This window comes from Nocardioides panzhihuensis (genome assembly GCF_013408335.1).
Lineage (GTDB): Bacteria > Actinomycetota > Actinomycetes > Propionibacteriales > Nocardioidaceae > Nocardioides > Nocardioides panzhihuensis.
Window position 1 is genome coordinate 3,055,997 of the sequence record NZ_JACBZR010000001.1, and the last position, 26,852, is coordinate 3,082,848.

Below are 26,852 nucleotides of genomic sequence, written 5' to 3' on the forward strand. Positions count from 1 at the left end.
GTTACCGAACCTGCCTCTCGACGCGCGGGTAATCACCCTTGAAGGGCCCGGGCCTCGCGCCGGAACCCGGCGCCGGGTAGGCGTTGGTGTAGTTGCCCAGCAGGTTGTTGGTCGAGAGCGGCAGCTGCGGCGAGTGGGTGTTCACCAGCGGGGTCAGCCGCAGGTAGTAGGAACCGTTCTCGTCGCGATAGTTGAGCACCGCGTTGAAGTTGGCGAAGTACGCGGCCAACTCCGGTCCGTAGGGCTTGATGTAGGAGAGCATCGGGTTGACGTCCGCCAGCGTCGCCTGTGCGGTCGGGATGGTCGCCCGGACGTCGTTGGAGAACGTGGGCACCCGGTCGAGCGTCGCGGGCGCCTGGTCGAGGACGCCCGAAAGGGGTTCCAGCATCCCGCGCAGGTCCTTGGTGGTGGCGGGGAGCTCGCCCAGTGCTGTGGTGAGGCCTGGTCCTGCGGCACGCAGGTCCTTCGCGACCGGACCGAGCGCGACCGACAGGCTCACGAGCGAGTCGCTCGCGGTCTGCGTGGCAGCCAGCGTCTCCGGCGCCTCGCGGAGGGTGGCCTCGATCGCCCCGCGCTGACCCGCAGTCGCACCCGTGACCTGGTTGGCGTTGTCGACGAGGTCGGCGATCTGGCCCTCGCCGGTGTCGAGTGCCTGCAACACCTGCGAGGTCTGCCGCGCGAGCTTGTCGAGGTCCTCGGACTGGGCAGCGATCGCGTCCAGAGCGGTGTGGCCCTCACGGCCGAGATCGCCCAGTCCGGTCATCAGCGTGTCGAGGTCACCCTCCGCGCCGGACGTTCCAGCGCCCAGCGAGCGGAGCAGCTCCCTCATGTCGCCGCGCGATTCCTCGTCCAGGCTGGCGAGGACGTCACGCAGCTGCACGCTGGGCCTCACCATGCCGGCGGGGAGCTCGGCGCCGGACGGGATCTCGGTGCCCTTGCCGGGGGTCAGGGCGAGGTAGGACTCGCCCACGAGCGAGCGTTCGGCGACCCGGAGCTCGGCTCCCTCGTGCAAGGGGGCGTACTCGTCGTCGAGCGCGAAGACGACCTCGGCCCCCTTGTCGCTCACCTCCACCGAACGCACCTGGCCGACCTTCACACCGGCGACCTGCACCTGTGAGGCCTGGACGAGGTTGTCGACGTCGGGGATCACGACCGTGGCGGTGTACTCCTCACTGTCGATGACCGGTCGCTTGGCGCCCGTACCGCTGTACAGGATGAACATGATGATCGCGCAGACACCGAAGAACACCGCGAGCGTCACCATGCGGCCCGTGCGCTGAAGCAGGAGGGTCTTCATCATCCTTCTCCTCTTCCCTGGTCAGGTGAATTGGGCAGTACGCCGGCACCCGGCAGCGGCACGATCAGGTGGCCACGGATGAGGCCGCCGTTGGCATCGCCTGCGCCGAAGACCGAGGAGGTGTTGTAGACGAATGCCTTCAGCGCGGTCAGGTAGCTCATCACTGTGCGGGTGTCGTGACGCAGCGGCGAGGTGATCTTCTCGATGTCGTCCAGCGACGTGGTCACGTCTGCCACCAGCGGCCGAAGATCGGCCACGACCGGACGTGCCTTCTCGAGCACCGGCTTGGCGGCGTCGAGCGTCTTGCCGAGGTTCCCCACCGTCGATCGGAAGCGCTTCAGCGAGCCCGGAAGCGTGTCCGAAGCGCTGCGCAGGTTGTCGAGCGTCGGGTCGAGCTCCTCCGTCAGAGCCTGGGTGCTGTTCAACGCCGCGCGGAGGTCGCCTGTGAGGCCAGGCAACTCCTTGAGGCTTGCCCGCAGGGCTTGATCGCTGTCAGCGAGCACCGCGAGCGTCGCCTGCGTCGCGTCGGCGAGGCGTCCGATCCGCTCATCGTTGCGGCCGACCGCCGCGGAGATGTCCGAGAGCGCGCTGACCAACGCCGCGATCTTCTCGCGGCGGGTCCGCAGCGCCTCGGCGACCGGCTGCACGGCCTGAAGGGTGTCGTTGGTGGCGCCGAGGCCCTGCGGCAGGTTCTGGGGCGCCCGGGCCAGCGCCACATCGGATTCCACCAGCAGATCGGTCAGCGCCAGCTGTGACCGCTCGTCGAGGTGCTCGAGGATCTCGTCGGCCTGCACCGGACGCGCGGTCTGGCTGACCGGGATGGCCTCGCCGTCCTGGAGCCTGCCGGCCGAGGGCGAACCCGGGTTGATCTCGACCTGCATCTCGTTGAGCGGGTTGTTGGGCCGCAGCACAGCACGGGCGTCACGGTAGACGTCGTACTCGCCCTCCAGCTTCATCGTGACCACGGCAGATCCGTCGTCGCTGGCCTTCGCTGTGGTCACCTTGCCGACCCGCACGCCCGCCATGGTGACGGAGGTCTGAGCGCTCGGGTTCAGCCCAGGGACCTCGGCGAACTCGGCCTTGACGAGCGTGCTGTCGCTCCACGGCGTGGTGCCGCCCAGATACGACTTGATGATCGCGGCTGCCACCACGCCCAGCACCATCAGGACAGCCAGGGCCGTCACGTCTCGGCCGAGGCCGGGAACGGTCTTGATCCGCTCCCAGTACGCGGCCAGCCTGCCTTGCTCGTTCATCGCTCACTCCTGGGAACCAGTGGAAGGGTCAGTTCGGACGGGCCTTCGGGCGCTGACCCCAAGGCACCGTCGCTGTGTGACGGCGAGGAACCGAGCGGAGGCGCCGGCTCTCCCTGGTTGGCGCCCTCCTGCGGGCCGGCGGGGAGCTGGTACCCCAGCAGCTCGAGATACTGCTCGATCGAGTGGCCGATGATGCCGCCAGGAGTGCTCAGTCCGACGCCGGCCATCAGGCGACCGTGAGCACCGTTCTTGTCGTGGTACTTGAACACGTCGGCGGTGTCGGAGAGGAGGTAGCCGACCTCCTTGTAGAGCGGGTGGTCGTTGCCACCCCCCTCGTAGACGCCGGTCCCGTGCCATGGAGACAGGACGGCCTTCTTCAGCGGCCCGTCGAGACGCTCGACCACCGGTCCCTCGATGTCTTCGAGGACGGAGGTGGCGCGACTGACTCCGGGCCGCAGGTCCTCGACGAGGGGGCGAGCGTCGTGGGCCACGACGCGCGCGTCCGCGATCACCGGCCGAGCCGTGACCAGCACGCCGTCCAGCTCGCGGAGGGTCGGCTCGAGCTCGCGCGCGGCGGGCCTGAAGTCCTCTGCCGTGGTCCGCAACCGGTCGAGCGTCCCGTCGAGATCGGCAAGGCCGGTCTCGGTCACGCGTAGCGTCTCAGGCGCCTGGTCCAGGGTGCCGGAGATCGCCTTGCGGTGGTCTGCGAGCGCAGTTGTCGTCACCGAGAGGTCGTCGATGATCGTGACGAGCTGACCTCGCTCGCGGGTCAACTCCGTCGCGGTGGCGTTGAGCCCAGTGACCAGACGCGTCAGATCCGTTGAGGGCTGGTTGCCTCGCAGCGCTCCGAGAACCTGGGAGGTGGGTTCCAAGGCGGCAGGAGCGCTGTCGAGCAGCTCCCCGACCTCGCGTTGGCCGCCGCGGTCGAGGGTCTTCTCCAGGCTGCCGACCGTGCCTCGCACCGACTCTGTGGCCTCCGGAGTCACGGCCGAGAGGACCTTGTCGAGCTCTACGGGGACGGTGGTCCGCTTCGCCGGGATGGTGGCGCCTTCCGCGGCAGCTCCGTCCTTGCCACCCTGGACCAGCTCGACGTAGTACTTGCCGCCGAGCACCAGCGTGGGCCGGATGTTGGCCTTCGGCTGCGTGCCCAGCTTGTCGAGGGTGCCGTCGTCGAGCTTCATGACGACCTTCGCGGCATTACCGTCGGCCTGCTCGACGCCGGTCACCTTGCCGACCTCGACGCCGGCGAGCTTGACCACACTCTCATGCGGAACCAGCTTGTAGTCCTGCCGGAACTCCGCGCTGAGCGGCTCCCCCGAGGCGAGCGTCGTCTGCACCTTCGCCCGGTTGAAGGCGAACAGCGAGAAGGCCAGGAGCACCGCCATGACGATCACGCCGACAGTCTTCGGCGATGACAGGACCAACTTCGGACGAGACGTTGTCATCAGTTCACTCCCAAGGGCAGGCCGGGAGGCGTGAGGCCTTCGGCACGGTCGTTCTGCGCCTCGCCCGGGCGCGGGTACATGTTCTGCGGCAGGCTGGCGTCGCCGGATGCGATCAGTCCGCCGGTGACGGTGTTGACCCCTGGCGTCAGTCCGAGCCGTGCGTAGCGGACACCGGGCTGCGGTCCTTGTGAGACGAAGCTCCGGCCACGGAGGAACAGCGTGGCCATCTCGGGGGCGTACGGGGCAAGCACACCCAGCGGCACCTTGAGGTCGGCCAAAGCCTGGCGCACCATCGGGGCCAGCGGGCGCGCATCCGCGACCGTCTGGGTGAGGTCCTCGACCGCCGGGATCGCCGTCTTCGCGACCGGTGGGACCTGTTTCGCCACGGGCACCGACTCACGCAGGAAGCCGCGGAGGTCGCGTTCCGAGCGGCCTAGTGCGTCGGCTCCGGGACGCAGGGACCTCATCGCGTGCCCCGTGTCCGCCAGCGGGGTCTGGAGGCTGCTCATCGCACGCTCGGTGTGCTCGAGCGTCTGCGGCAGCTGGTCCACCGTGCGGCGGAGCGGCTCTCCCGAGTCGACGCTCACGGCGGCGAGTGTCTCCTGGCTGCGGTCCATCAGCTGGCGCATCTCCGACTCCCGGCCACGAAGCCGACCGGAGACGGTTTCCACGTTGTCCAGGAGCCCGACCAGATCTGTCTCGGGGGCAGCGAGGGCGGCAGATACGGCGCCGAGGTCGCCCAGGAGATCGGGGGCAGCCGCGAGGAGATGCTGGATGTCCTTGGCATGCCCGGCGACTCCGCCGCCGAGCGCACGCAGGGTCGAGGTCGCCGCGCTCCGCGTCTTCGGATCGAGCACATCGAGCAGCTGATAGACGTCTGCGGAGTCATCCGTCTGGCTGGCCGGGATCGGCTCGTCACCGATCTCTCCCGCCTCGGGCGTGCCCGGATCGAGCGCGACGAACTTGGTGGCCAGCGCGGACAGGTCCCACAGCTCGACGTGGGCGTCGCGGTATACGTCGACGTCGCCGTCGAGTTCCATGGTCACCAGGGCGGCGCCGTCCTGGTAGTCGATCGAGCTCACCCGGCCGATCCGCTTGCTGAACTGACGCACAGCGTCATTGGCACGAAGCGAGTGCACGTTGGAGACCAGTGCCTGGACCTCGGTGGTCTTGGCGAATGGCATCCCAGTCTGAGCCTTGAACGTCACGAACAGGATGCCGGCCAGCACGACCAGGACAATCAGTCCGGCCTTGAAGGCGAGGGCACGTGTCCGGAACTCCGGAGTCACCTTGATGCTCACTGCAGACCTCCCAGGAACTGCTCCACGAGGCTGCTCTCCTGTTTCGAGGAGAGGCCGGTGGCACTGTCGTCATCGGTTGCGGCACCGCCGAGCAGCCCGCCGATCGCATCGTCCTCGGCCGCGCCCTCGCGCGGTTTCTGCTCGATCTCCGGCGCCGTCGGCACCGGCAGGCCGTGCGCGGTGTCATCGGGGACGACCGGCGCGATCCCCGCAGCCGTGTCACCGATCGAGTTGGGCGAGAGCGGCACCATCGCCTTGAAGTAGTGACTGATCGCGTCGTAGTCGCTCGTTGCCAGCGACCAGCCCTCGGCAAACTCCATGAGGTCGGTCAGGCTCTTACCGCTCAGCGCGGTGCCCATGAGCTGGGCTCCCGATCGTGAGGTCGGGACGAGGTCCTTGCCGGCGGGGCGCAGTGCGGACACGACGGGTGCTGCCTCGGCAAGCAGCTGGTCGGCGCGCTCCAGCACGGGCGGAAGCGATCCGAGTGCCGGGTCTGCTGCGTCGGCGAACTTCTGCAGCTCGCCGCTGACGTCATCGAGGTCGTCGGTGATCGGCCGCAGGGACTTCAGGGTGCGACGTGTCGGCTCGGCTGTGCCGGCGAGCTCGGCGAGGGCCGCTCGGGCGCTGCGCAAGGTCTGCGGCAACCGGGCCAGCGCAGCCTGGAGGGCGGCCCGTTCCGAGGCGACGATCTCGAGGGACTGGGTGGCCGAGTCGACGAGCTGGTCCAGCTGACGGCCTTCGTCGGCAGCCACGGAGGACGCGACCGGCTGGGTGTTGTCCACCAGTCGGGTCAGCAGGTCATTCTGGTCCTCGAGGATCTCCGCCAGGTCGCTCGTCTGCTTCATCGCGGGGGCGAGGGCCGCAAGCGCCTCGTCTGCCTGCTTCCCACGACCCTGCAGACCTTCGCCCGTTTCGGTGAGCAGCGCCGAGAGGGCCACCGATGTCGGCGTGTCCACGGCGTTGAGCACATCCTGGAGATCGACCACCCGGTCCGTGTTCTTCGTGGGGATCGTCATCGCCGACATCAACGGTGCGTCCGGGCTGCCTCGGTGGAGCCGGATGAACCGCTCTCCAAGCAGGTCCTGGGTGGTGATGGTCGCCTTGGCGTCCTCGTGGAGCGGCAGGACGCTGCGGTCGATGCGCATCTTGACCTGAGCCTTCCCGTCGCGGAGCTCGACATCGGTGATCTTTCCGACGTCCACGCCGGAGGCCTTGACGACGTTGCCCGGCACAAGCGGACTGGCATCGTCGAACACGGCGACCAGCTCGGCCTGGTCATCATTTCCGCCTCGGCCCATCAGTACGAACCCGAGAACGGCGACCAGGCCCAGCGCCGTGATCACGGCGATCAAGGTCTTCTTCGTCATTTGATCTCACTCCCATTCGCGTCGGTCCAGGGCTGGCCCTCGGGCTGCCCCGGCGGCGGGGCGGGGTTCTGGCGGGCCGTCGGCAAGGGCACGGGGCTCTCGTTGACCAAGTTGGTGCCTGGGCCGAGCAGGCCTGCCCATGTGTGCCCCGCCCCGTCGTACGGGGCGAATGCCTGGCCCCAGTTGCCGACGCCACCGACGCCTTCTGGGGTGTAGGGACGCAGGAACGCGATCGCAGGTCCGACGTCGTCCACGAAGTTGTTGAGGGTGGGCACGACCTGGTGACTCGTATCGAGCAACCCTGGGGTCTGCGCGAGAAGCTCGTCTGCATCCGAGAGCAACGGGCGCAGCTCGGCCACCGTCGGCCGCAGGTCGACCAGCGTCGGTGCCAGGTTTGCGCTGACGCTCGGAAGCAGCTGCGTGGAGGGACGCAGGTCCTCGAGCAGGTCCACGGTCGGCTCGGTCGCGCCGGGCACCTTGCGGAGGGTGCCCTGCGCAGTCTGGAGGACTCGTGGAAGGCGCCCCAGGGTCTCGTTGAGCTCCTTCTCCTCGCGCGCGGTCGCCTCGGAGATCTCGTTGAGCTGCTGCACCGTGTTCGCGATGCCGTCCTTGCGTGAGGCGGCCGCGCCGGTGAGCTCGCTGAGCTGTGTGACGAGGGCCCGGATGGCGGGGCCGTCCTGGCCGACTGCCTGGAGCACCTCCCCGAGCGCGCCGACGGCTGCCGAGGCGCCCCGGATCGTGTCACGCGTCTCGTCCTCTCGACCGCCCGCGGTGTCGTTAAGCTGACCGATGAGCGTCGTGAGGCGCTTCCTGGTCGGTTCGTCGAGCGCCTGCAGCACCTGGTCGACCTCGACCTGTCGCGAGGTGCCCTCGACGAGAGCTCCTTCCGGGAGCGCGGCATTCTTCGTCGGTCCGGGATAGATCGTCAGGACTCGCTCGCCCACCGCCGAGACCCACTCGACCCGAGTGGTGCTCCCGTCATGGAGCGGCGCGAAGTCCTCGTCGACGGACACCGTGACGATCGCCTTCCCGTTCTTGACGTCCAGGGCGGTGATCTTCCCGGCGTCATGCCCGTTGATCCACACGGAGCTCCGCTCGGACAGCTGAGCCGCCGAGGGCATCACCAGGTCGACCTCGTAGTCGTCCCCACCCATCGTGGCCAGGCCGCCAACCAAGACTGCCCCTACACCTGCCAGGGCCAGCCATCGCATTCGTCGCATCGTCGTTCAGTCCATTCCGAGGGGGCCGACGGAGTCTCCGGACAGGAACTGCCGCACGAAGGGCATGTCCGAGTTGAAGGCCTCCTCCGTCTCGCCGTAGTGAATGAGCTTTCCTTGCCAGACCACGCCCACGTAGTCACTGACCTTGCGGGCGGTCCGGATGTCGTGGGTCACGAGCACGTAGGTTCCACCGTGCTCGGCGTGCATCTTGAGGATCAGGTCGTTGAGCAGGCTGGTGCGCACCGGGTCGAGGCCGGAGTCGGGCTCGTCGAACATCACGACACTCGGGTTGAGGACCAGGGCGCGTGCGAAGCCGGCACGCTTCTTCATTCCGCCAGACACCTCGCCGGGGAACTTCGTGACTGCCCGGGCGAGTCCCACCTCGTCCAGGTGACCCATCACGATCTTGCGGATCTCCGACTCGCGCTTGGTGGTGTGCTTGCGCAGCGGGAACGCGACGTTGTCGTAGATGTTCATGGAGCCGAAGAGCGCGCCGTCCTGGAACAGGATTCCCATCCGCTTGCGGATCTCCTGCCGCTCCTTCGCGTTGATGCTCCACATGTCCTGCCCCAGCACCTCCACCACCCCGGAGTCAGGCTCGAGCAGGCCGACGATGTGCTTGAGCAGCACGCTCTTGCCCGTGCCCGAGGGACCCAGAACCGTGGTGATCGCGTCGTCGACGAAGTTCAGGTTGAGCCCGGTGAGGACGTCGAAGGAGCCGAACGACTTCTTGACCTCCTTGATCCGGACGCTGTGGTCCAGGTTGGGGTCGTGGTCGACGATGACGCCCTGAGAGTAGATCTCCTCGTACGAGCGGTCCTCGTCGAGGCTGGCGGTGTGAGAGGACATGCGGGTTTCCTTTCGGTGGAGTCCGAACCAGACGTGCCGTCAGAAGCTGATCGGTGCTCGTGTCAAGGCGCCGAAGAAGAGCTGTTGGAAGACCGCGCCGAGCACGCTGACGATGACGAGGTTGATCACCATCGACTTTGCGGTGGCCTTGCCGACCCCCACGGGGCCGCCGCTCGCGTTGAAGCCGTAGTAGCAACCGACCAGGACGATGAGGAGGCCCATGATCGTGCCCTGAAGCAGTGAGAGCAGGAGGTCCTGCTGGGTCGTGAACGACCAGAACACCGACAGATAGCCGCCACCAGAAACGCTGTGGAACAGGTAGACGTTCATGTAGTAGCCCAGGATGTACATCAGGCCGGTGCCGGTGACGAACATGAACGGCGTGACGATGATCATCGCGAGCACCCGAGTGTTGACGAGATACGCCCGGGAGTCGAGTCCCATGACGTCGAGGGCGTCGATCTCTTCGCTGATCCGCATGGAGCCGAGCTCCGCGACCAGGCCGCACGCGACCTTGGCCGAGAGGATCCACCCCCACATCTCCGGAGCGACGGTGTAGTCGCCGGTCGAACTGAACACGGCGGTGTAGCCGCCAGCGCCGAGCTGGGCGAGCAGGTAGTGCGCCTCCAAGGCGATCTCCGCGGCGAGCATGCACATCATGAACCAGATGATGAACGTGCTCTTGAGGATGATGATCCCGGCCTGGCGCAGCACCTCCGTGCCGTAGTGCCGGACGTCCGGCATCGACTTGACGATCTGGATGCCGAACAGCGCGATGCCACCGAGATCGGCGATCAGCGAGCTTCCGTCGCTGTAGCCACCCATGCCACCCGAGCTGTTGACGCTGAGCTCTGGGCCCTCGTCCTCATCGGTGGTGGGGTTCGTGACGTGCGTCGTGGTCATGTTCTTCCCCTACCTGCTGATCAGCATCTCGGGGTTGAGCCCGAGCATGGTGGCGTTGACGATGAAGTTGACGACCCAGACGGCGGCGAACGAGAGGACGACCGCCTCGTTGACCGCTCGGCCGACGCCCTCGGCCCCACCCTTGGCGTTGAGCCCCTTCTGCGCGGAGACCACGCCGATGAAGAGGCCGATCAGCGTGCACTTGACCGTGGTGCCGACGAGCTCGGGCACCGTCATGGAGCCCAGCAGGTTGCCCAGGAAGGCGCCGGGAGACGTGGTGCCGAGCCAGGTCGCGGAGATCATCGCCATGCTCATGCCGAGGAGGCTGCCGACGATGTTGAAGGCGACCATCATCACGGTGATCGCGATGACGCGCGGCAGCACCAGGGTGCGGATGGCGTCGATGCCGAGGACGGTGAAGGCGTCGAGCTCTTCGCGGATCTTCCGGGCGCCGAGGTCGGCCGTCATCGCAGTGCCCATGACGCCCGCGACGGCCATGCCGGTCGCGAAGGGCGAGATCTCACGGAGGCTGGCGAAGACGAAGTAGGTCCCGAGCCGGTTGCCGGCGCCGAGGAGGCCGACCAGGTCGTAGGCGTAGTTGGCGATCAGGAACGAGAATCCGCCCACGGCCAGCGTGACCGGGAGCCAGCAGAACTGCAGCATGTAGAACATCTCGTCGCGGGTCGCGGTCCAGTAGCCCCGGGGCTCCTTGACCGCGGTCTTCACGAGATAGCCGAGCAGCCTGCCCGCCTCGCCCATGTCGACGAGGATGCGTTGCACGCCCGCCGGGGCTCGGTGCATCATCCGGCCCGATGGCGTCAGCGGCCGCTGTGGTTGCTCAGCCGCCGGGGGCGGCTGGGTGTCGAGGGCCATCAGAAGGCCCCCTGCATCGGAAAGTGGTCCAGGTGCCGGAACTCACGCTGGAAGTAGAGGAGGGCCGGCCGGTCATCCACATCGATGTCGAGCACCTTGGCGACGAGGATGGTGTGGTCACCTCCGTCGTACCGCTGGTGTGCCTCGCACTCGATGAGCACGGCTGCATCGACCAGTACGGGAACACCGCGGTGGTCGGGCACGAACTCGCCGCCGGCGAACTTGTCCACCCCCTTGGTCGCGAACCGGGTCACGAGGTCGACGTGGACAGCACCCGCGACCTGGATCGACCACTGGTCGTTGTCGATGAAGGCGTCGTGGCACTGCGCGGTCTTGGCGAGGCAGACCAGCACCAAGGGCGGGTCGAGCGAGACGGAGCAGAACGAGCTCGCCGCGAATCCGCGCGGCTCGCCGTCCGGGCCGGCCGTCGTCATCATGGTGACGCCGCTGGGAAAGGCCGACATGGCCGCACGGAACTTCTGATCGACGTTCGTCGGGGGGGTCACGGTGCTGGTCATGATGCTCTCCGTTCCGGCGCGCAGTTGGCGCCGAGGTCATGGTCGAGTCGGGATCCTGAGCGGTTGGTCACGGCGTGGAACTCGCCGTGCAGGGTCGACATGCGAACCCGCACGACGTCGGCGACCGAGAGAAGCACCAGGCCGTGGTCGCCCGCGAAGCGCACCAGGTCCGGCATCCGCGCCATGGTGCCGTCGTCGTTGGTGATCTCGGCGAGGACTCCGGCCGGCTGCAGGTCTGCGAGCCGGCACAGGTCGACCGCGGCCTCCGTGTGCCCTGCCCGCTGGAGGACTCCCCCGGGACGCGCCCGAAGCGGGAACACATGTCCCGGCCTGGTGAACAGATCGCCCCCGAACCGGGAGTCGGCAAGGGCGCGCGCGGTGGCCGCCCGGTCCAGGGCGGAGATGCCCGTCGAGGCCGGGTTCGCAAGGTCCACGGATACCGTGAACGCGGTCCCGCGTGGGTCGCTCGCGGCCTCGACCATGGCCGGCAGGCCGAGCTGATCGAGCCGGCTGCCGGCCATGCCGACGCACACCAGGCCACTGGTGTGACGGATCACGAAGGCCATCGACTCCGCCGTCATGTGCTCGGCGGCGAAGATCAGGTCGCCCTCGTTCTCGCGGTCCTCGTCATCGAAGACGACGACCCCCCGACCGAGAAGCAGCTCACGGCAAGCCGCCTCGACGAGGTCTTTGCTGCTCGCTGACACGTGCTGGCGCATGACTGCTCCTCGGTCAGAGTTGCGCGGTCAGGCGGGGGTGCCGAGGACGAGGCCGTACGCCTTGTTCTCGACGCCGCCCGAGCGGTCGACGGAGATGTACTTCTGCTCCGTGTACTGGTCCAGGGCGTTGGGGCCACCCTCGCGACCGAGGCCGCTCTGCTTGTAGCCGCCGAAGGGGTACGCCGGGTGGAGGACATGCCAGTCGTTGACGTAGACCATGCCGGCCTCCAGCTGGCGGGCAACGTCGAGGACGCGCGCCTCGTCGGTGCCCCAGACACCCGCGGACAGGCCGTACTCGGTGTCGTTGGCGATCGCCACGGCCTCCTCGACGGTCTCGTAGCTGAGAACACTGAGGACCGGTCCGAAGACCTCCTCGCAGGCGACCGTCATCTCGGGAGTGACGTCGGTGAGGATGGTCGGCTCGACGAAGTAGCCGTTGGCGAACTCGTCGCCAGCCGGGGCGGACCCGCCGATGGCGACCTTGGCGCCCTGCGTCTGGGCCTTGGCGATGTGTGCGAGCACCCGGTCACGCTGCTCGGCGGTGATCAGCGGACCGATGTCGGTGGCGAGCTCGAGCGGGTCGCCGATCTTCATCGTGGCCACCCGGGCGACCAGCCGCTCGACGATCTCGTCCTTGCGCTCGCTCGGGACGAGCAGTCGGGTGCCGGCCTCGCAGGCTTCACCGTTGTTCGCCATGCAGGCGTAGATGGCGCCGTCGATGGCAACATCGAGGTCGGCGTCGTCGAGCAGGATGTTCGGGCCCTTGCCACCGAGCTCGAGGGTGACCCGCTTCATGTTGTCGGCGGAGGCGCCGAGGATGCTCTTGCCGACCTCGGTGGAGCCGGTGAAGCCGACCTTGCGGACGTCGGGGTGCTGGCTGAGGCGGGCGCCGGCGTCGTGGCCGTCGCCGACCACCACGGTGAGGACGCCCTTCGGCAGGCCTGCGACCTCGAACTCCTTCATGAGCTCGAGCGCGAGCAACGGCGCGTGCTCGTCCGGTTTGAGGACCACGGTGTTGCCGGCGGCCAGCGCTGGGGTGACCTTCCAGACGATCGTCAGCAGCGGGATGTTCCAGGGCACGATCGCGCCGACGACGCCGAGCGGCTCGCGGCGGAGGATGCCCTCAGCCGGGACCGGGCCGATCTCCGGGCCGGCCTTCTCGAACTCGTACTCGAGGGTCTGGGCGGCGACGGACTGCATGTTGGCGATCGAGAGGCCGACATGCAGCGCGCCGGTGACGCGGATGGTCGCGCCGTTCTCTCTGCTCTGCAGGGCGGCCAGCTCCTCGATGCGACCGGCCAGGCTTGCGGCGACCGTGTTGATGATCGCGGCACGCTCGGCCGGCGGCGTGTTGCGCCAGACACCGCTCTTGTCGGCGGCCTTCGCCGCGGCGACCGCCGCGTCGATCTCGGCAGCGCCACCCTTCGCCACGGTGGCCACGAGCTCGCCCGTCGCGGGGCTGCGCACCTCGAGGGTCTCGTCGGTCTCGACGATGTCGCCGTTGATCTGGAGGGGGTAGTGCGGAACGCTCATCGGATACTCCTGTTGGTGGTGGTTGTCTCAGCCGACCTGGCGGTCGCGGCCCTGCCAGAAGGGAGCCCGCAGGGTCTTCTTGTCGACCTTGCCGGCGGGGTTGACGGGCAGCTCGTCGAGGAAGTCGACGGTCTTGGGCGCCGAGACCGGCCCCAGGGCCGCCTTCACCCGAGCCTTCAGCCGCGCCACCAGCTCGTCGCCGGCGGTGCTGCGGTCCTTGACGACGACGAAGGCGTGCACCGCCTCGCCCCACTTTTCGTGCGGGATGCCGACGACGGCGACCTGTGCGACGTCGGCGTCCTCGAGGAGCACGTCCTCGACCTGGCGCGGGAAGACGTTGAACCCGCCGCTGACGACCATGTCCTTCTTGCGGTCGACCAGGTAGAGGAAGCCGTCGTCGTCGAGCCGGCCGATGTCGCCTGTGTGCACCCAGCCGCCACGGAGCGCCTCGGCGTTGCGCGACGCGTCGACGTACCCGAGCATCTGGCCGAGCTGCTTGGAGCAGATCTCGCCGATCTCGCCGACCGGGAGGACGTTGTCCTCCTCGTCCTGGATGGTGACCTGGGTGAACGGCAGCGGACGGCCGCCGGATGCCAGTCGCCTGACGTCCTCGTCGGTGTCGACCCGGTGGTCGGTCTTGCGCAGGCAGGACACGTATCCGGGCTCGGTGCCGGCGTAGGTCTGGATGAAGATCGGGCCGAAGACCTCGAGCGCGTCCTTGAGGCGGTCGGGGGCGATGGGCGAACCCGCGTAGATCATCGTCTGCAGCGAGGAGAGGTCGTAGGAGTCACGCTTCGGGTGGTCCACCAGCATGTAGATGATCGTCGGAACGACCGCGGTCGCCGTGACCTTCTCGCGCTCGACGGCGGAGAGGAGCGTCTCGACCTCGAGCCCCGGCAGCATCACGTTGGTGCCTCCCCGCAGGAACGTCGGGTGGACGAAGATCTGGGTGAAGTGGGTCAGCGGGGCGCCGTGCGCGAAGACCTCCCCCTGCTGGATGTCACCGATCTCGAGGCCGGCGGTGATGCTGTAGTGACACCAGGTGAAGTGGGACTGGACGACGCCCTTGGGCTCGCCGGTGCTGCCGGAGGTGAAGAGCACGTACGCCTCGTCGTGCTCGTCCAGCGCGACGTCAGGCCGCTCGGTCGGCTGGCCGGAGACCAGGGCCTCGAACGCGTGGTCAGCGGAGGATTCGACGTCGCCGCCGACGCGGATGAAGCGACCAAGCTTCGGCAGCTCGGCCCGCATCTCCTCGACCACGGCGTCGAACGAGGAGTGGTAGATCAGCGTGGTGGCCTCGGTCTGGTCGAGGTTGGCGCGGTGGACGGCGGCTGCCGCCCGACCGGGCATCTGCACGAGGACCGCGCCGGCCTTCCAGATGCCGTGCTGGCTCGGGATGAACTCCAACGTGTTGGGGAGCAGCAGCCCGACGCGCTCACCCTTCCGCACGCCGAGGGAGACCAGTGCGTTGGCGATCTGGTTGGACCAGTCGCGCAGCTCGCCGTAGGTGATCCGCCGGTCTCCGTCGACGACGGCGACGGAGTTCGTGTAGTACCCGCATGCCCTGTCCAGGACGTCTGGCATCGTGCCCCACATGGCCCCTGCTCTCTGCTGCATTGTCGCTACTGGTGTTGGTCGCGCGGTGGTGACCAGGTGCTCTTTGCCGGCCACCACCGCGGTCCTCCGAACCTAGATCTGGCGGTGTGACGTGGGCGACACCTCAGGGGAGGAACAGGCCCCTCCCATGGGGTGACCCACTTCACAGAGCGGAAAAATGACTCGTGGCCGGAGACCTGTCGGTCTCCGGCCACGTGGGGGTCGCGCGTAGGTCAGCCCAGCGAAGCCGGGTCGAACCCTTCCTCCCAGTAGTGCGGCGTGATCAGCGCGACGCCGAGCTCCTGGAAGACGGGCACCTCAGCGACGAAACTGGACTCCATCTCGATCTTCCCGTTCGCGTCGAAGTCGAGGAACGCCGATCCCTTGGTCCGGAGCGTCTTGCCGTTGGTCGGCAGGCCGCAGTAGCTGTCGGCGCCCTTGAGTTCCCAGTCGAAGTGGATGAGCATGTGGCCGTTGCCCGGGAGTACGTCCGTGACCGTGAACTTGTGGACCCCGGCACCACTCGTCTCGTCGCTGTTCACGTATCGCGCCATGCCCTCCGCGAACTCAGCGTCGGTCGTGATGGTGTCGAGCTCGTGGTCCTCGACCTTACGGCTGTCGATGGCGAAGTGCCTCGAGGCGGCGTACAGCTCGCGGTGCGCGTCCAGGTCGGTGGTGCGGGTCTCCGCCCAGCGCTTCGCGTATTCGATGTCGGTCATGTCTGTTCTCCTAAATCAGGCCGGGACGGCGGTCTTACCGAGCGGGCGGGGGTTGTCGGCGCCGGGGTACCCGATCTGCTCGAGGATTGTCGAGATCTCCCACCAGGACGACTCGCGGACGATCAGACCGTCATCGTTGTACTGGTGGAAGGTGTGGCCCTGGCACACGAACGGCTTGTTGGCGACGTCAAGGCCGATGAAGTTCGTGCAGTCCTCCGGGCCCCACTCCCAACGGATGAGACCGCTCTTGTGGTCACCCCAGTAGCCGCGGATCCGGAAGTTGTGCACGCCCAGGCCGTTGGTGCGGTCCTTGTTGGCGTACAGGTCGAAGATCCGCCCGAGGTCGCCCTTGTCAGTGATCCCGAACTGGTCGAGGATCGGGTCCTCGAAGACGAAGTCGTCCGCGTACAGCGCGGTGATCACCTCAGAGCTCTCGCGGAATGCCTTCAGCCACTTGATGGCGAACGCGTAGTTCATTGATCTCTCCTCCATTGGGACTTCTCGAAGAGGTTCGACATTCTGCGCGCCGCAACCCCACTTATGAAGGTATGAGCAGGGAGTGACGTACGCCTCACACCACGGGATGATCAGCACTGCCCGTAGGAGTGGACAGCTGGGGTCACGGTGCCGATCTGAAAGCTGCTTCGGAGACCCGAAATCGACGTCGGCCCGCCCCCGGACAGGGGCAGGCCGACGTCGGCTGTGCGGTGAGATCAGTCGTCGAGCTCCTCCGGGGCGAGCAGGTTCTCCCCGATGTAGGTGCGGGACTGGTCTGCGTTCAGCGGCTGGAACATCGAGGCGGCCGAGTCGCGGTAGAGGCGCTCGAAGATGGCACCCTTCTTGAACGACGACCCGCCGACCATACTCATCGCGTGCTTGCTCATGTGCATGACATTCTCGGCGATGAACGTCTTGGCCAGACCGATGTACGGGAAGCGTAGCTCGATCGGCCAGTTGTCGTCATAACCCTCCGAGACCTCGGTGCAGGTGCGGTAGAGCACACGACGGGAGAGTTCGTAGCGTGAGGCCATGTCGCCGATGCCGTCGATGATGTGTCCCACACCGGAGACCTTGACGTCCGATGCGACGACCGCGCCGAACACGGCGCCCAGGGTCTTCTTGGAGAGGACCGCACGCGACTCCTCGAGGATGCGCGCCTGCATGCCCAGGTAGATGCTGGCGAACATCAGCGACGCCCACTCGAGGACGCCGAAGGCACCCGAACGCCATTCGCAGATGAAACCGTCCTCGGGCACGTAGTAGCCGTCGAAGACGATGGTCTGGGTGCCGGTGGCATGCATGCCCAGCGCGTTCCAGGTCTTCTCGATACGGACGCCATCGCCCTGGCCGTTCTCGTCGACCTTGAAGTCGCCGATGAAGAACGACTCGGCGTTGACCCGCTCCTCGAAGTCCTCGGGCAGGTTGCCCTCGGCGTCGGTGATCGTCGCGTTGGTCGTCACGATGTCGGAGGCTTCGCAGAGCGTGCCCCACACCTTCTTGCCGTAGAGCTTCCAGCCACCCTCGGGCTGCGGGACAGCCTTCATGTCAGCGAGGCCGCTGAAGCCGGCGCGCTGCTCGGAGAACGGGCCGAACATGATGTCGCCGTCGACCACGCGTCCCAGCCAGTGCTTCTTCTGGGTCTCGCTCATCAGGCTCATGGTGATGCCGACCATGATGTAGTGCATGTTGTAGGAGAGGGTGATGGCCGAGTCGCCCCGGGAGAGCTCGCTCACCACGCGCGACGTGTCGAGCAGGTCGCCGCCCAGGCCGCCGTACTCCTTCGGAACGGACAGCGCTCCTAGCCCGCTCTTCTTGAAGGCCGCGATCGAGGGGAATGCGAACGTGTTCTCCTCGTCGTACTTCGGGCCGATCTCACGGAAGAACTGCGAGAGCTCCTGCGCCTTGGCGAAGGCGCCCTCGAACTCGTCCTCGGTCATCTTGTCAGTCATGTTGGCTCCTGCTCGTGTCATTGCCGGGAGGGTGGAAGGACCGGCCGTCAGTCGACGAGCAGGTCGGTGCGGCCGGCCTCGGCGAGGATGGCCTTGTACGTCTCGAAGATCGGGTCGGTCAGCGGAAGCAGCGCGAGCGCCGTGGTCCGTTTGCCCTCGAGCCTGACCTTGCGCTGCGCCATGGCGAGGGTGAAGTTGAGCCTGCCCTGCCAGAACTTGTTGGCGTTGTCGGAGCTCATCCGGAGCTGGACCGTGGAGGCTGCCGCCTTCGCCGCATCCCCGGTCAGGACCTTCTGCCCCGGGAAGTCGACCAGGACATGGGCCTCGGGGTCGGTCTGCTGGATCAGGACGACGAGATTGCCGTCCTTGGTGGCTTCGACGAACTTCGGCTCGACGACGCAAGCCTCCATGGCCTTGCCGATGAAGGCGTAGACCTCGTCAGCATCCTTGAACGTACTCAACTGTGTACCTCCTGATCGGGCCCACTGGGCGGACGGGGGCCGGATACCGGCCTCGTTCAAACGTAGGTTCCGCCGCCCTCCGGGGCGTCCTCCCGTAGTGGGGGGTTGACCGTCCGACGGGGTGTTCTTGCTCGCCGTGACCTGCAGAATCGTGCGTCAGGCCCGGGTCAGGCCCGCACCGACGATGCCGGCTCCGGAGCGACCTCCGGCTCGCCGGAGCCGATCGGGTCGGGCAGGAACCTCGTCAGGCCGTTCACGACCGCCGCGCACATCGCGATGGTCAGGAACGTGGCGGCCCAGACGAGGCCGCGCGAGAACTCGGCCCCATCGAGGTGCAGCGCGATGATGATCGGCGCACCGATCCCGAAGTTGGCCGCGAAGAAGGTCATCGGGAAGACGATGAACAGGCTGGTGAGCCCCCACGCGGACTCGACCCGGCGCCAGATGTGCACCGCGACGATCGTGAAGAGCACGACCTGGGTGCCCTCGAGGACGCCGATCACCAGGGGGTAGTTCCAGATCCGAAGCTCGTACGGGCCGTAGTAGGTGTAGACGTCGGTGCCGGTGCCGATGACCTCGAAGACGCACGAGGCGGCGATCTCGGCGGCCCAGATGACGAACAGCCCCTTGCCACCCAGCCTGCCTTGGTAGATCCGACGGCCGGCATAGAGGCAGGCGCTGGCGTAGAGGATGACGTAGCCGCTGTGCGACCAGTTCGGCTGCACCACACCGAACGCCGTGAAGTGCGACCACATCGCGCCGGGCTCCCCGTTGTGGGCGTCGTAGAACCAGAGGTCGAAGGCCACGTCGTAGAGGGGCTCGGCGTAGGCGGCAACGCCCGCAGCGAGACACGCGATCAGGTAGAACGGCGTGCGCTGTCGCACCCACATCGTCACGGCGATGGCGAGCATCACCGCCACGATCGCCCAGCTCGCCCAGGTGAAGATCTGTTGCCACACCAGGCTCAGCTCGTGGTTGATGACATCATCTGGCATTCGACCCATCGTTTCGCTCCTGTCACAGGCTGTCGACGCGACCGGACGGGCCGCGTCACGCGTCCTGACGCTAGATGTGTTGCCTGGGCGTGACCTTCCCTCCACAGGGGTGAACTCGCCATCCCTCGGAGTGGAGTCATGGCGGACTTCATTGACCTCGTCAGACAGGTCCGCTCTATTGGTCGGACGTCCTGGGAGATGTCCAAGAGGCAAGTGAGTCACTGCAAGTCCTGATCCGCTGCCCGTGTGTGACCATCCCCGCTTCGATCAACAGAGAGCAGAACAGTGAACAGGATCGGCGTAGTCGGTTGCGGCCTGATGGGCGCGGGCATCGCGGAGGTCTCGGCACGAGCCGGGATGGAGGTGGTCGTCGTGGAGTCGAGCGCGCCGGCGGCCGAGGCCGGACAGGCACGTCTGACGAAGTCGCTGAAGCGCGCAGAGGACAAGGGCAAGATCGGCTCGGCCGCCGCGGTGCTGGAACGGATCCGGCTCGAGATCTCGCTCGACGCGCTGGCCGACCGCGAGGTCGTGGTCGAGGCGATCGTCGAGGACGAGCAGGCCAAGACCGACCTGTTCACTCAGCTCGACAAGATCGTCGAGTCGCCAGACGCGATCCTCGCCTCCAACACCTCATCGATCCCGATCATGAAGCTCGGCGTCGCCACCACGCGTCCTGAGAACGTGATCGGCATCCACTTCTTCAACCCTGTCCCGGTGCTCAAGCTCGTCGAGCTCGTCCCGTCCCTGATCACCTCGCCCGACGTCACCGAGAGGTCGCGTAGGTTCGTCCAGGATGTCCTCGGCAAGGAGGCGATCGACTGCCCCGACCGCGCCGGCTTCGTGGTCAACGCACTGCTGATCCCGTTCGTCCTCTCGGCGATCCGCATGCTCGAGTCGGGGTTCGCAGATGCTGAGGACATCGACCGCGGACTCGTGCTCGGGGCGGCCCACCCGCAGGGCCCGCTGGCCCTGGCGGACCTGATCGGGCTCGACACCACCAAGGCAGTCGCGGACTCCCTCTACGAGGAGTTCAAGGAGCCCCTGTACGCCGCTCCTCCGCTGCTGCTCCGCATGGTCGACGCCGGTCTCCTCGGCCGCAAGGCCGGCCGCGGCTTCTACAACTACTGAGGCAGGCAGACCATGACGAGTACGTCCGATTTCGACATGTTCCGGATCAGCGAGGAGCACGGCTATCTCCGGGAGGCGGTGCGTGCGCTTGCCGAGAGCAAGATCGCGCCCGAGGCGGCTCAGGTCGACGAGAACAGCACCTTCCCCCAGGCCGCGTACGACGCGCTACGTGCCGGGGACTTCCACGCCCCCATATTCCTGAGCAGTACGGAGGCGCCGGCGCCGACGCGCTCGCGACCTGCATCGTCATCGAGGAGGTGGCCCGCGCGTGTGCCTCCTCCTCGCTGATCCCCGCGGTGAACAAGCTGGGGACGATGCCGCTGCTGCTGGGGGCGTCGGAGGAACTGAAGGCCACCTACCTCCCTCCCGTCGCGCGCGGCGATGCGCTGTTCGCCTACGGGCTCTCCGAACGCGAAGCCGGCAGCGACACGGCGTCCATGAAGTGCCGCGCCACCCGGGCAGGCGACGACTGGGTCCTCAACGGCCAGAAGTCGTGGATCACGAACGCCGGCGCGGCCGAGTACTACACCGTCCTCGCCGTCACCGACCCCGACGGGCGCCGAGGCGCGAACGTCACCGCGTTCGTGGTGGAACGCAACGACGAGGGCTTCACGTTCGGCGCTCCGGAGCGGAAGCTGGGCATCAAGGGGTCCCCGACCCGAGAGCTCCGATTCGACGACGTACGGATCCCGGAGGATCGGATGGTCGGCCGGGAGGGTGAGGGACTGAAGCTTGCCCTGCAGACCCTGGACCACACGCGCGTGACCATCGGCGCACAGGCCGTCGGCATCGCCCAGGGTGCCCTTGACCATGCGCTCGACTACGTGCGCGAACGCAAGCAGTTCGGCAAGAGGATCGGCGACTTCCAGGGCCTGCAGTTCATGCTCGCCGACATGGGGATGAAGCTCGAGGCGGCACGCATCATGGTGTACGTCGCCGCGGCGAAGTCGGAGCGCAGCGACCCCGACCTGTCGTTCTTCGGAGCGGCTGCGAAGTGCTTCGCCTCCGACGTCGCGATGCAGGTCACCACCGATGCCGTTCAGCTCCTCGGAGGATGCGGCTACACGCGCGACTTCCCCCTCGAGCGCATGATGCGTGACGCCAAGATCACACAGATCTACGAGGGCACCAATCAGATTCAGCGACTGGTCATGGCACGCGCGTTGCTCGCACGCTGAGATTCCGGCCTGCCCTACACGGAACCGGGTGAACGGTGGCAAGATCCGTCGTCGTGGGCATCACGAACACGAGCGGAGTCACCGACCTGGGCGCGCTGGCACACGGTGCGGCGGTGCTGACCGGTGACCCTGACCAGAGTCCGCTCGCCGTCGTCGATCTCGACGCCGCCCGCGACGCGCCTCCCGAGCTGGTCTCCCGCGCCTGCAGCGAGCAGTCCAAGCCCACCGTAGTGACGGTCGGCATCGCCACGGAACCAGTCTCGCCGAGCCTCGCGCCGCTGCTCGAGGCCCTCACGACAACTCTGGCCCCGGCTGGCCCGGGTCACGCCTGGGTGCCTGCCGACACTGACGCACTCGAGCGCATCAGCGCAACCGTTCGGACAGCGCCTACCGCGGCGCTGACCCTTGCGAATCTCCTGCGCATGGCCCCTCGAGGAACGGTGGCCGATCACCTCCAGTTGGAGTCTCTGGCCTACTCGACCCTTCTCGCCGGATCCGAGTTCCGGGCCTGGCGAGCCCGTACACCGACCGCCCCCGTGCCCGACGACAGCCGGCCGGTCCTGCTCGACCGAGACGGCGACATTCTCACCATCACCCTCAACCGACCCGAGCGTCATAACGCGTTCGGCCGGGCGGTCCGCGACGGGCTCATCGAGGGTCTGGAGCTGGCCCTGGCCGACGACAGCCTGAGCAGCGTCGTGCTCCGCGGGGCAGGCCGCTCCTTCTGCTCCGGCGGCGACCTCGCCGAGTTCGGGACCGCCGCGGATCCCGCCGCCGCCCATCTCGTACGCCTCGGACGCAGCGCTGGACGACTGATGCACGAACTGGGAGACCGGGTCCGGGTCGAGGTCCATGGGGCGTGCATCGGTGCGGGGGTGGAGGTGCCGTCGTTCGCAGCCGAGGTGGTGGCGCGCGACGATGCGTTCTTCCAGCTGCCCGAGCTCGCGATGGGCCTCATCCCGGGCGCGGGTGGGACGGTCTCGTTGACGCAGCGGATCGGACCGTGGCGTACGGCGTTCCTGGCCCTGACCGGGGACTGGATCGGGGTGGGGACGGCACTGGAGTGGGGGCTGGTCGATGGCCGGCTCTGACCCGGTGGCAGCGTGGGCGGCCTCCGGCGCAATGGCGCTGACCGGCCGCCCGAGTGGCCCTCCGCTGCTTGCCCCCGGTCGCGCGGCCCTGCAGGTCCGCGAGCAGCTCGCCGGGCTGGGGTTCGAGATCCCCGGATTGCTCGGCGAGCGGGCGGCGTACGCCGGGCTGGGCCGCAACGGGCCGTGGTCGTGCGGCGGAGCGTTTCGAGTGCTGCCGGCGGAGGATGGGTACGTCGGGTTGTCGCTGGCACGGGAATCTGATGTCGACCTGGTCCCCGCCTTGGTCGCCGAGAGCGACAGCCGACCGGCGGAGGACCCCTGGTCTGCCGTGGCAGGCTGGCTGCGCGCTACGACGGCGGCGGAAGCCGAGGAACGGATCCAGCTGCTCGGCCTGCCCGGGGGCGTCGTACCCACGAACCCTCCGGCCGACCGGCCTGGCGTCGTCGTCACGACGATCGGCGACCGGGCGGTGCGCGAGCAGCCGCTCGTGGTCGACCTCACCAGTCTGTGGGCCGGGCCGCTGTGCGCCCATCTCCTCGGTCGCCTCGGCGCTCGGGTCATCAAGGTGGAGAGCACGGCCCGCCCCGACGGCGCCCGCTCGGGCCCACCCGCGTTCTTCGAGCTCCTCCATGCCGGCCATGAGGCGGTCCGGCTCGACTTCACCACCGAGCGCGACCAATTGCGTGACCTCGTCGCCTCCGCGGACCTGGTCCTCGAGGCCTCCCGGCCACGTGCGCTGCGCCAGCTCGGCCTCGACGCCGCCGACATCGTCGCGGGCGGCACGTGCTGGATCAGCATCACCGCTCGCGGGCGGGACTCCGACGCCGTCGGCTTCGGTGATGACGTGGCCGCCGCGGCCGGCCTCGTGGTTCCCGACGGCGGCGACCTGCTTCCAGCAGGCGACGCGCTCGCCGACCCGCTCGCCGGCGTGGCCGCCGCCGTCGCGGCACAGGCGGCCCTGACCGGGGAGGAGGCCATGCTGATCGACGTCTCCATGCTCCATGTGGCCAGCGAGGCCGCCACGGGCGGCACACCCGAGCATCAGGTCGTCCGGCGGCGGGATGGCTGGTGGGTCGAGTACGCGGAGGGTGCGGTCCCGGTCGCACCGCCGATGCCCCGGCAGGCGGACGGATGACGCCCCTCGTCATAGCCGACGTCGAGGTGGATGGCAGGCGCTGCGACGTCCACCTGGCCCACGGGCGAGTCACCGGGTTGCAGCCCCCACAGATCCACCGCAAGAGCATCGCCCAGGTGGTCGGCGGAGACGGCGGCGCGCTGCTGCCGGGCCTGCACGACCACCACATCCACCTGTTCGCCCTGGCCCGGGCCGCCGAATCCGTCGACTGCTCCCCCGCCGCCGCGCACGACACGTCCGGCCTCGTGTACGCACTCCGCCGAGCGCCCGCACAGGCCGGCTGGGTGCGCGGGGTGGGCTACCACGAGTCGATCTCCGGCCCGCTCGACCGGCACACGCTGGACCGGATCAGGAGCGACGTACCGGTGCGGGTCCAGCACCGCAGCGGCGCACTGTGGATGCTCAACAGCGCCGCGCTCGATCGGGTCCAGCACGTACTGGACGACACCGCCGATGTCGAGCGCGACGGCGACGGGAACCCCACCGGACGCCTGTGGCGCTACGACGACCGGCTCCGGCCGGCTCTCCCCCACTCACCCCCGGACCTGGCCGCCACGGCCCGGCGGCTGGCGTCCTACGGCATCACCGGGCTCACCGACGCCACCCCCGATCTCGACCCCGCGGCGGTCGACCTGCTCGCCGTCGCCGCCGACAGCGGCGCGGTCCCGCAGCGGCTCACCCTGCTCGGCGCGCCCACCGGCGCCGCGCTGCCCGCCGGCCTCACCGGCGGCCCGCGCAAGCTGCTGCTGCGCGATCACGACCTGCCCGACTTCGACGACCTGGCCGCGGAGATCGCCCACAGCCACCGAGCAGGACGCCCGGTCGCCGTGCACTGTGTCACCCGCGAGTCGCTGGTGCTCACCGTGGTCGCGCTCGAGGAGGTCGGAGCGCTCGCAGGCGACCGGGTGGAACACGCCGCCGTGGTTCCCGACGGCCTCGGTGCCGGCCTGGCGCGGCTCGGCGTGGCGGTCGTGACCCAGCCGGACTTCCTGCGCACCCGCGGGGAGGACTACCTCCGTGACGTCGACCCCGCCGACCTACCTCATCTCTATCCGTACGCCGGGCTGCTCTCCGACGGTGTCCGGGTCGCCTGCTCCAGCGACGCCCCGTACGGCGACCCCGACCCGTGGCGCGTCATCCGGTCGGCAACCAGCCGCGCCACCTCCCTGGGCCGGACCGTCGGCGCCGCCGAGAGGGTCAGCGCCGCGACGGCGCTCGCCGGCTACCTCAGCCCGGCCGACGACCCCGGCGGCGCACCACGCCGGATCGCACCCGGCCTGCCCGCCGACCTCGTGCTTCTCGACAGACCGCTCGCCACCGCACTCGCCGACCCGACCCGCGACCACGTCCGGGCGGTGTGGATCGCCGGAGAGCCAGCCGCGTAGGCCTATGCGCGCGGAGTGGAGGCCAGTGTCAGATTCGACAATCTGACGGACGCCTCCGCGACCACTCGCTCCCCTCGTAATGCCTCTGCTGACACCGATCGCATATGGCGCTAGTGTCAGAAGTAGCCAAATCAAGGAGTCGCCATGACTGTCAGCGAGGACCATCTGGTCCGGATCGAGCGCGACGCCGACGTCGTGGTCATCACCCTCGACCGGCCCACACGTCGCAACGCGATGAACGCCGCCCTTGCCTCCGCGACCTGTGCGGCGATCGAGGCCGCCCAGGATGCCCGGGCGATCGTGCTGACCGGCGCCGGCCCGGCCTTCTGCGCAGGTCTCGACCTGCGCGACCCAGGGGTCGAGCGGATCACCGACATCCCGCCGTTCATCGCCACCACGGCCGCCTCACGGGTGCCGGTCGTCGCCGCGGTCAACGGCCCCGCCGTGGCCGGCGGGCTCGAGCTTGCGCTGGCATGTGACTTCATCGTCGCCTCCGAGCGCGCCCGCTTCGCCGACACCCACCTTCGCGTGGGCGTCTACCCCGGCCCTGTCGCGGTGCAGCTGCCCCGGCGGGTCGGCTCGGCCTGGGCCCGCGAGATGTCCTTGACCGGCAACTTCGTCGACGCCGCGACCGCTCTCCGGATCGGCCTGGTCAACCATGTGGTGTCGTCCGCCGAGCTGCTCGATGTCGCCGGAAGCCTCGCTGTCGCCATCGCAGACCAGGACCCGGCGATGGTCGCGGCCCTACGCCAGGACTGGCGCGAAAACGATGGCCTGCCCGCCGACGAGGCCCTGGAGCAGCACTACGAGCATGCCGCCCGCGGCGGATTCCACGGCGCCGTCGCATCCACGATCACCGAGCGCCGCGACCAGGTCCTCCGGCGCGCCCACGCCGATGACCGGCACATGCGATGAAGCTGGGCTGGCACCTGGGCTACTGGGGCGCGACGCCGCCCCACGACATACCCGCCACTCTCGCCGCCGTGGAGGCGATGGGCTACGACTCGGCGTGGACCTCGGAGGCGTACGGGTCCGACGCGCTGACGCCGCTGGCGTGGTTCGGCAGCGTCACGACCCGGCTGCGCCTGGGCACCAGCATCGCCCAGCTCTCGGCGCGTACGCCGACGGCAACCGCGATGGCGGCGATGACCCTCGACCACCTCAGCGAAGGCCGCTTCGCCCTCGGCCTGGGAGTCTCCGGCCCGCAGATCGTCGAGGGCTGGTACGGCGCCCCGTTCCCGCGCCCCCTCGCCCGGACCCGTGAGTACGTCGACGTCGTCCGGCAGACCCTGGCCCGCGAGGACCCGGTCGCCAGCGCCGGCCCTCACTACCCGCTGCCGCACCCCGGCGGAACCGGTCTCGGCAAGCCGCTGCGGCTGATCACCCACCCGCGCAAGCCGGGGCCGCCGATCCTGCTCGCCGCCGAGGGGCCCCGCAACGTCGAGCTGGCTGCGGAGATCGCCGACGGCTGGCTGCCGATCCTGTTCTCCCCCACGCAGGTCGACGACGCGCTCGACCAGCTGCGCCGGGGGTGGTCGAGGCCGGGCGCGCGACGCAAGCCCGAGGACTTCGAGATTCTGCCGATGGTCAGCGTGGCCATCGACGACGACGTCGAGGCCGCCGCCGACCGGCTGCGCCCAGCCATCGCCCTGTACGTCGGTGGGATGGGCGCCAAGAGCGCCAACTTCCACTTCGAGAAGTTCTGCCGGCTCGGCTACGAGCGCGAGGCCACCCGCATCCAGGACCTCTTCCTGGCCGGCAGCAAGGGCGAGGCGGTCGCTGCGGTCACCACCGCGATGGTCGAGGAGATGTGCCTGGTCGGACCGAAGGAGAAGATCCGCGACGACCTCGCGGCCTGGCAGGAGTCTCCGGCCACCACTCTGCTGGTGTCCGGCGACCTGCCGCTGCTGAGGACGATGGCCGAGCTGGTGCTGTAG

At 68.4% G+C, this 26,852-nt stretch carries 25 protein-coding genes and 1 pseudogene; 8 read left to right on the top strand and 18 right to left on the bottom strand.

Annotated features, from left to right (window positions below; genetic code table 11):
- Position 1: 1 nt before the first annotated feature.
- The 18 genes from BJ988_RS14485 to BJ988_RS14570 form a co-directional block, all read right to left on the bottom strand.
- Positions 2 to 1,297 (bottom strand): MlaD family protein, encoded by a 1,296-nt coding sequence (locus BJ988_RS14485; protein ID WP_246321483.1) that lies wholly within the window; start codon positions 1,295 to 1,297, stop codon positions 2 to 4.
- Positions 1,297 to 2,550 (bottom strand): MlaD family protein, encoded by a 1,254-nt coding sequence (locus BJ988_RS14490; protein WP_179658609.1) that lies wholly within the window; start codon positions 2,548 to 2,550, stop codon positions 1,297 to 1,299. Before BJ988_RS14490 ends, BJ988_RS14485 begins: the two co-directional genes overlap by 1 nt.
- A complete protein-coding gene (locus BJ988_RS14495; protein ID WP_179658610.1) occupies positions 2,547 to 3,995 on the bottom strand; it encodes an MlaD family protein in 1,449 nt (482 codons plus the stop codon). The genes BJ988_RS14490 and BJ988_RS14495 overlap by 4 nt, the downstream gene beginning before the upstream one ends.
- Positions 3,995 to 5,296 (bottom strand): MlaD family protein, encoded by a 1,302-nt coding sequence (locus BJ988_RS14500; RefSeq protein WP_179658611.1) that lies wholly within the window; start codon positions 5,294 to 5,296, stop codon positions 3,995 to 3,997. Before BJ988_RS14500 ends, BJ988_RS14495 begins: the two co-directional genes overlap by 1 nt.
- Complete coding sequence (locus BJ988_RS14505; protein WP_179658612.1) at positions 5,293 to 6,663, bottom strand: MlaD family protein; 1,371 nt, start codon at positions 6,661 to 6,663, stop codon at positions 5,293 to 5,295. Before BJ988_RS14505 ends, BJ988_RS14500 begins: the two co-directional genes overlap by 4 nt.
- On the bottom strand, positions 6,660 to 7,838 hold the full coding sequence (locus BJ988_RS14510; protein ID WP_246321484.1) for an MlaD family protein: 1,179 nt from the start codon (positions 7,836 to 7,838) through the stop codon (positions 6,660 to 6,662). Before BJ988_RS14510 ends, BJ988_RS14505 begins: the two co-directional genes overlap by 4 nt.
- A gap of 51 nt (positions 7,839 to 7,889) precedes the next feature.
- The gene (locus BJ988_RS14515) at positions 7,890 to 8,732 is read right to left on the bottom strand and encodes an ABC transporter ATP-binding protein (protein WP_179658614.1); all 843 of its coding nucleotides are present in this window, start codon (positions 8,730 to 8,732) and stop codon (positions 7,890 to 7,892) included.
- Between the two features lie 39 nt (positions 8,733 to 8,771).
- Positions 8,772 to 9,635 (bottom strand): ABC transporter permease, encoded by an 864-nt coding sequence (locus tag BJ988_RS14520; protein ID WP_179658615.1) that lies wholly within the window; start codon positions 9,633 to 9,635, stop codon positions 8,772 to 8,774.
- 9 nt (positions 9,636 to 9,644) lie between these two features.
- A complete protein-coding gene (locus BJ988_RS14525) occupies positions 9,645 to 10,508 on the bottom strand; it encodes an MlaE family ABC transporter permease (RefSeq protein ID WP_246321485.1) in 864 nt (287 codons plus the stop codon).
- The gene (locus tag BJ988_RS14530; RefSeq protein ID WP_179658616.1) at positions 10,508 to 11,026 is read right to left on the bottom strand and encodes a flavin reductase family protein; all 519 of its coding nucleotides are present in this window, start codon (positions 11,024 to 11,026) and stop codon (positions 10,508 to 10,510) included. Before BJ988_RS14530 ends, BJ988_RS14525 begins: the two co-directional genes overlap by 1 nt.
- A complete protein-coding gene (gene ribB, locus BJ988_RS14535; protein ID WP_179658617.1) occupies positions 11,023 to 11,745 on the bottom strand; it encodes a 3,4-dihydroxy-2-butanone-4-phosphate synthase in 723 nt (240 codons plus the stop codon). The genes BJ988_RS14530 and ribB overlap by 4 nt, the downstream gene beginning before the upstream one ends.
- Before the next feature lie 27 nt (positions 11,746 to 11,772).
- Complete coding sequence (locus tag BJ988_RS14540; protein WP_179658618.1) at positions 11,773 to 13,278, bottom strand: aldehyde dehydrogenase family protein; 1,506 nt, start codon at positions 13,276 to 13,278, stop codon at positions 11,773 to 11,775.
- Positions 13,279 to 13,305: 27 nt separating this feature from the next.
- Entirely contained in the window at positions 13,306 to 14,862 is a 1,557-nt protein-coding gene (locus BJ988_RS14545; RefSeq protein WP_246321486.1) for an AMP-binding protein, read from the bottom strand.
- Positions 14,863 to 15,107: 245 nt separating this feature from the next.
- Complete coding sequence (locus BJ988_RS14550; RefSeq protein WP_179658619.1) at positions 15,108 to 15,593, bottom strand: nuclear transport factor 2 family protein; 486 nt, start codon at positions 15,591 to 15,593, stop codon at positions 15,108 to 15,110.
- A 15-nt stretch (positions 15,594 to 15,608) separates the two neighbouring features.
- A complete protein-coding gene (locus BJ988_RS14555; RefSeq protein ID WP_179658620.1) occupies positions 15,609 to 16,070 on the bottom strand; it encodes a nuclear transport factor 2 family protein in 462 nt (153 codons plus the stop codon).
- A gap of 236 nt (positions 16,071 to 16,306) precedes the next feature.
- Complete coding sequence (locus BJ988_RS14560) at positions 16,307 to 17,542, bottom strand: acyl-CoA dehydrogenase family protein (protein WP_179658621.1); 1,236 nt, start codon at positions 17,540 to 17,542, stop codon at positions 16,307 to 16,309.
- 47 nt (positions 17,543 to 17,589) lie between these two features.
- The gene (locus BJ988_RS14565) at positions 17,590 to 18,003 is read right to left on the bottom strand and encodes an SCP2 sterol-binding domain-containing protein (RefSeq protein WP_179658622.1); all 414 of its coding nucleotides are present in this window, start codon (positions 18,001 to 18,003) and stop codon (positions 17,590 to 17,592) included.
- Positions 18,004 to 18,170: 167 nt separating this feature from the next.
- A complete protein-coding gene (locus tag BJ988_RS14570) occupies positions 18,171 to 18,998 on the bottom strand; it encodes a hypothetical protein (RefSeq protein ID WP_246321487.1) in 828 nt (275 codons plus the stop codon).
- 285 nt (positions 18,999 to 19,283) lie between these two features.
- On the opposite strand from BJ988_RS14570, the gene BJ988_RS14575 reads away from it, so the two are divergent.
- The 8 genes and pseudogenes from BJ988_RS14575 to BJ988_RS14605 all read left to right on the top strand — a co-directional run bounded on the left by BJ988_RS14575 (position 19,284) and on the right by BJ988_RS14605 (position 26,852).
- On the top strand, positions 19,284 to 20,126 hold the full coding sequence (locus BJ988_RS14575) for a 3-hydroxybutyryl-CoA dehydrogenase (protein WP_179658624.1): 843 nt from the start codon (positions 19,284 to 19,286) through the stop codon (positions 20,124 to 20,126).
- 36 nt (positions 20,127 to 20,162) lie between these two features.
- Positions 20,163 to 20,449, top strand: a pseudogene (locus BJ988_RS31365) (acyl-CoA dehydrogenase family protein); the annotation flags it as partial.
- 114 nt (positions 20,450 to 20,563) lie between these two features.
- Positions 20,564 to 21,304, top strand: coding sequence for an acyl-CoA dehydrogenase family protein (locus BJ988_RS31370; RefSeq protein ID WP_343051843.1), 741 nt, complete (start codon positions 20,564 to 20,566; stop codon positions 21,302 to 21,304).
- Between the two features lie 53 nt (positions 21,305 to 21,357).
- On the top strand, positions 21,358 to 22,395 hold the full coding sequence (locus BJ988_RS14585) for an enoyl-CoA hydratase/isomerase family protein (RefSeq protein ID WP_343051614.1): 1,038 nt from the start codon (positions 21,358 to 21,360) through the stop codon (positions 22,393 to 22,395).
- On the top strand, positions 22,382 to 23,530 hold the full coding sequence (locus BJ988_RS14590) for a CoA transferase (RefSeq protein WP_179658625.1): 1,149 nt from the start codon (positions 22,382 to 22,384) through the stop codon (positions 23,528 to 23,530). The genes BJ988_RS14585 and BJ988_RS14590 overlap by 14 nt, the downstream gene beginning before the upstream one ends.
- Complete coding sequence (locus tag BJ988_RS14595) at positions 23,527 to 24,915, top strand: amidohydrolase family protein (RefSeq protein WP_179658626.1); 1,389 nt, start codon at positions 23,527 to 23,529, stop codon at positions 24,913 to 24,915. Before BJ988_RS14590 ends, BJ988_RS14595 begins: the two co-directional genes overlap by 4 nt.
- 144 nt (positions 24,916 to 25,059) lie before the next feature.
- Positions 25,060 to 25,830 (top strand): enoyl-CoA hydratase-related protein, encoded by a 771-nt coding sequence (locus tag BJ988_RS14600; protein WP_179658627.1) that lies wholly within the window; start codon positions 25,060 to 25,062, stop codon positions 25,828 to 25,830.
- Positions 25,827 to 26,852 carry an LLM class F420-dependent oxidoreductase gene (locus tag BJ988_RS14605; protein WP_179658628.1) on the top strand — a complete coding sequence of 342 codons (1,026 nt, stop codon included), beginning with the start codon at positions 25,827 to 25,829 and terminating at the stop codon, positions 26,850 to 26,852. Before BJ988_RS14600 ends, BJ988_RS14605 begins: the two co-directional genes overlap by 4 nt.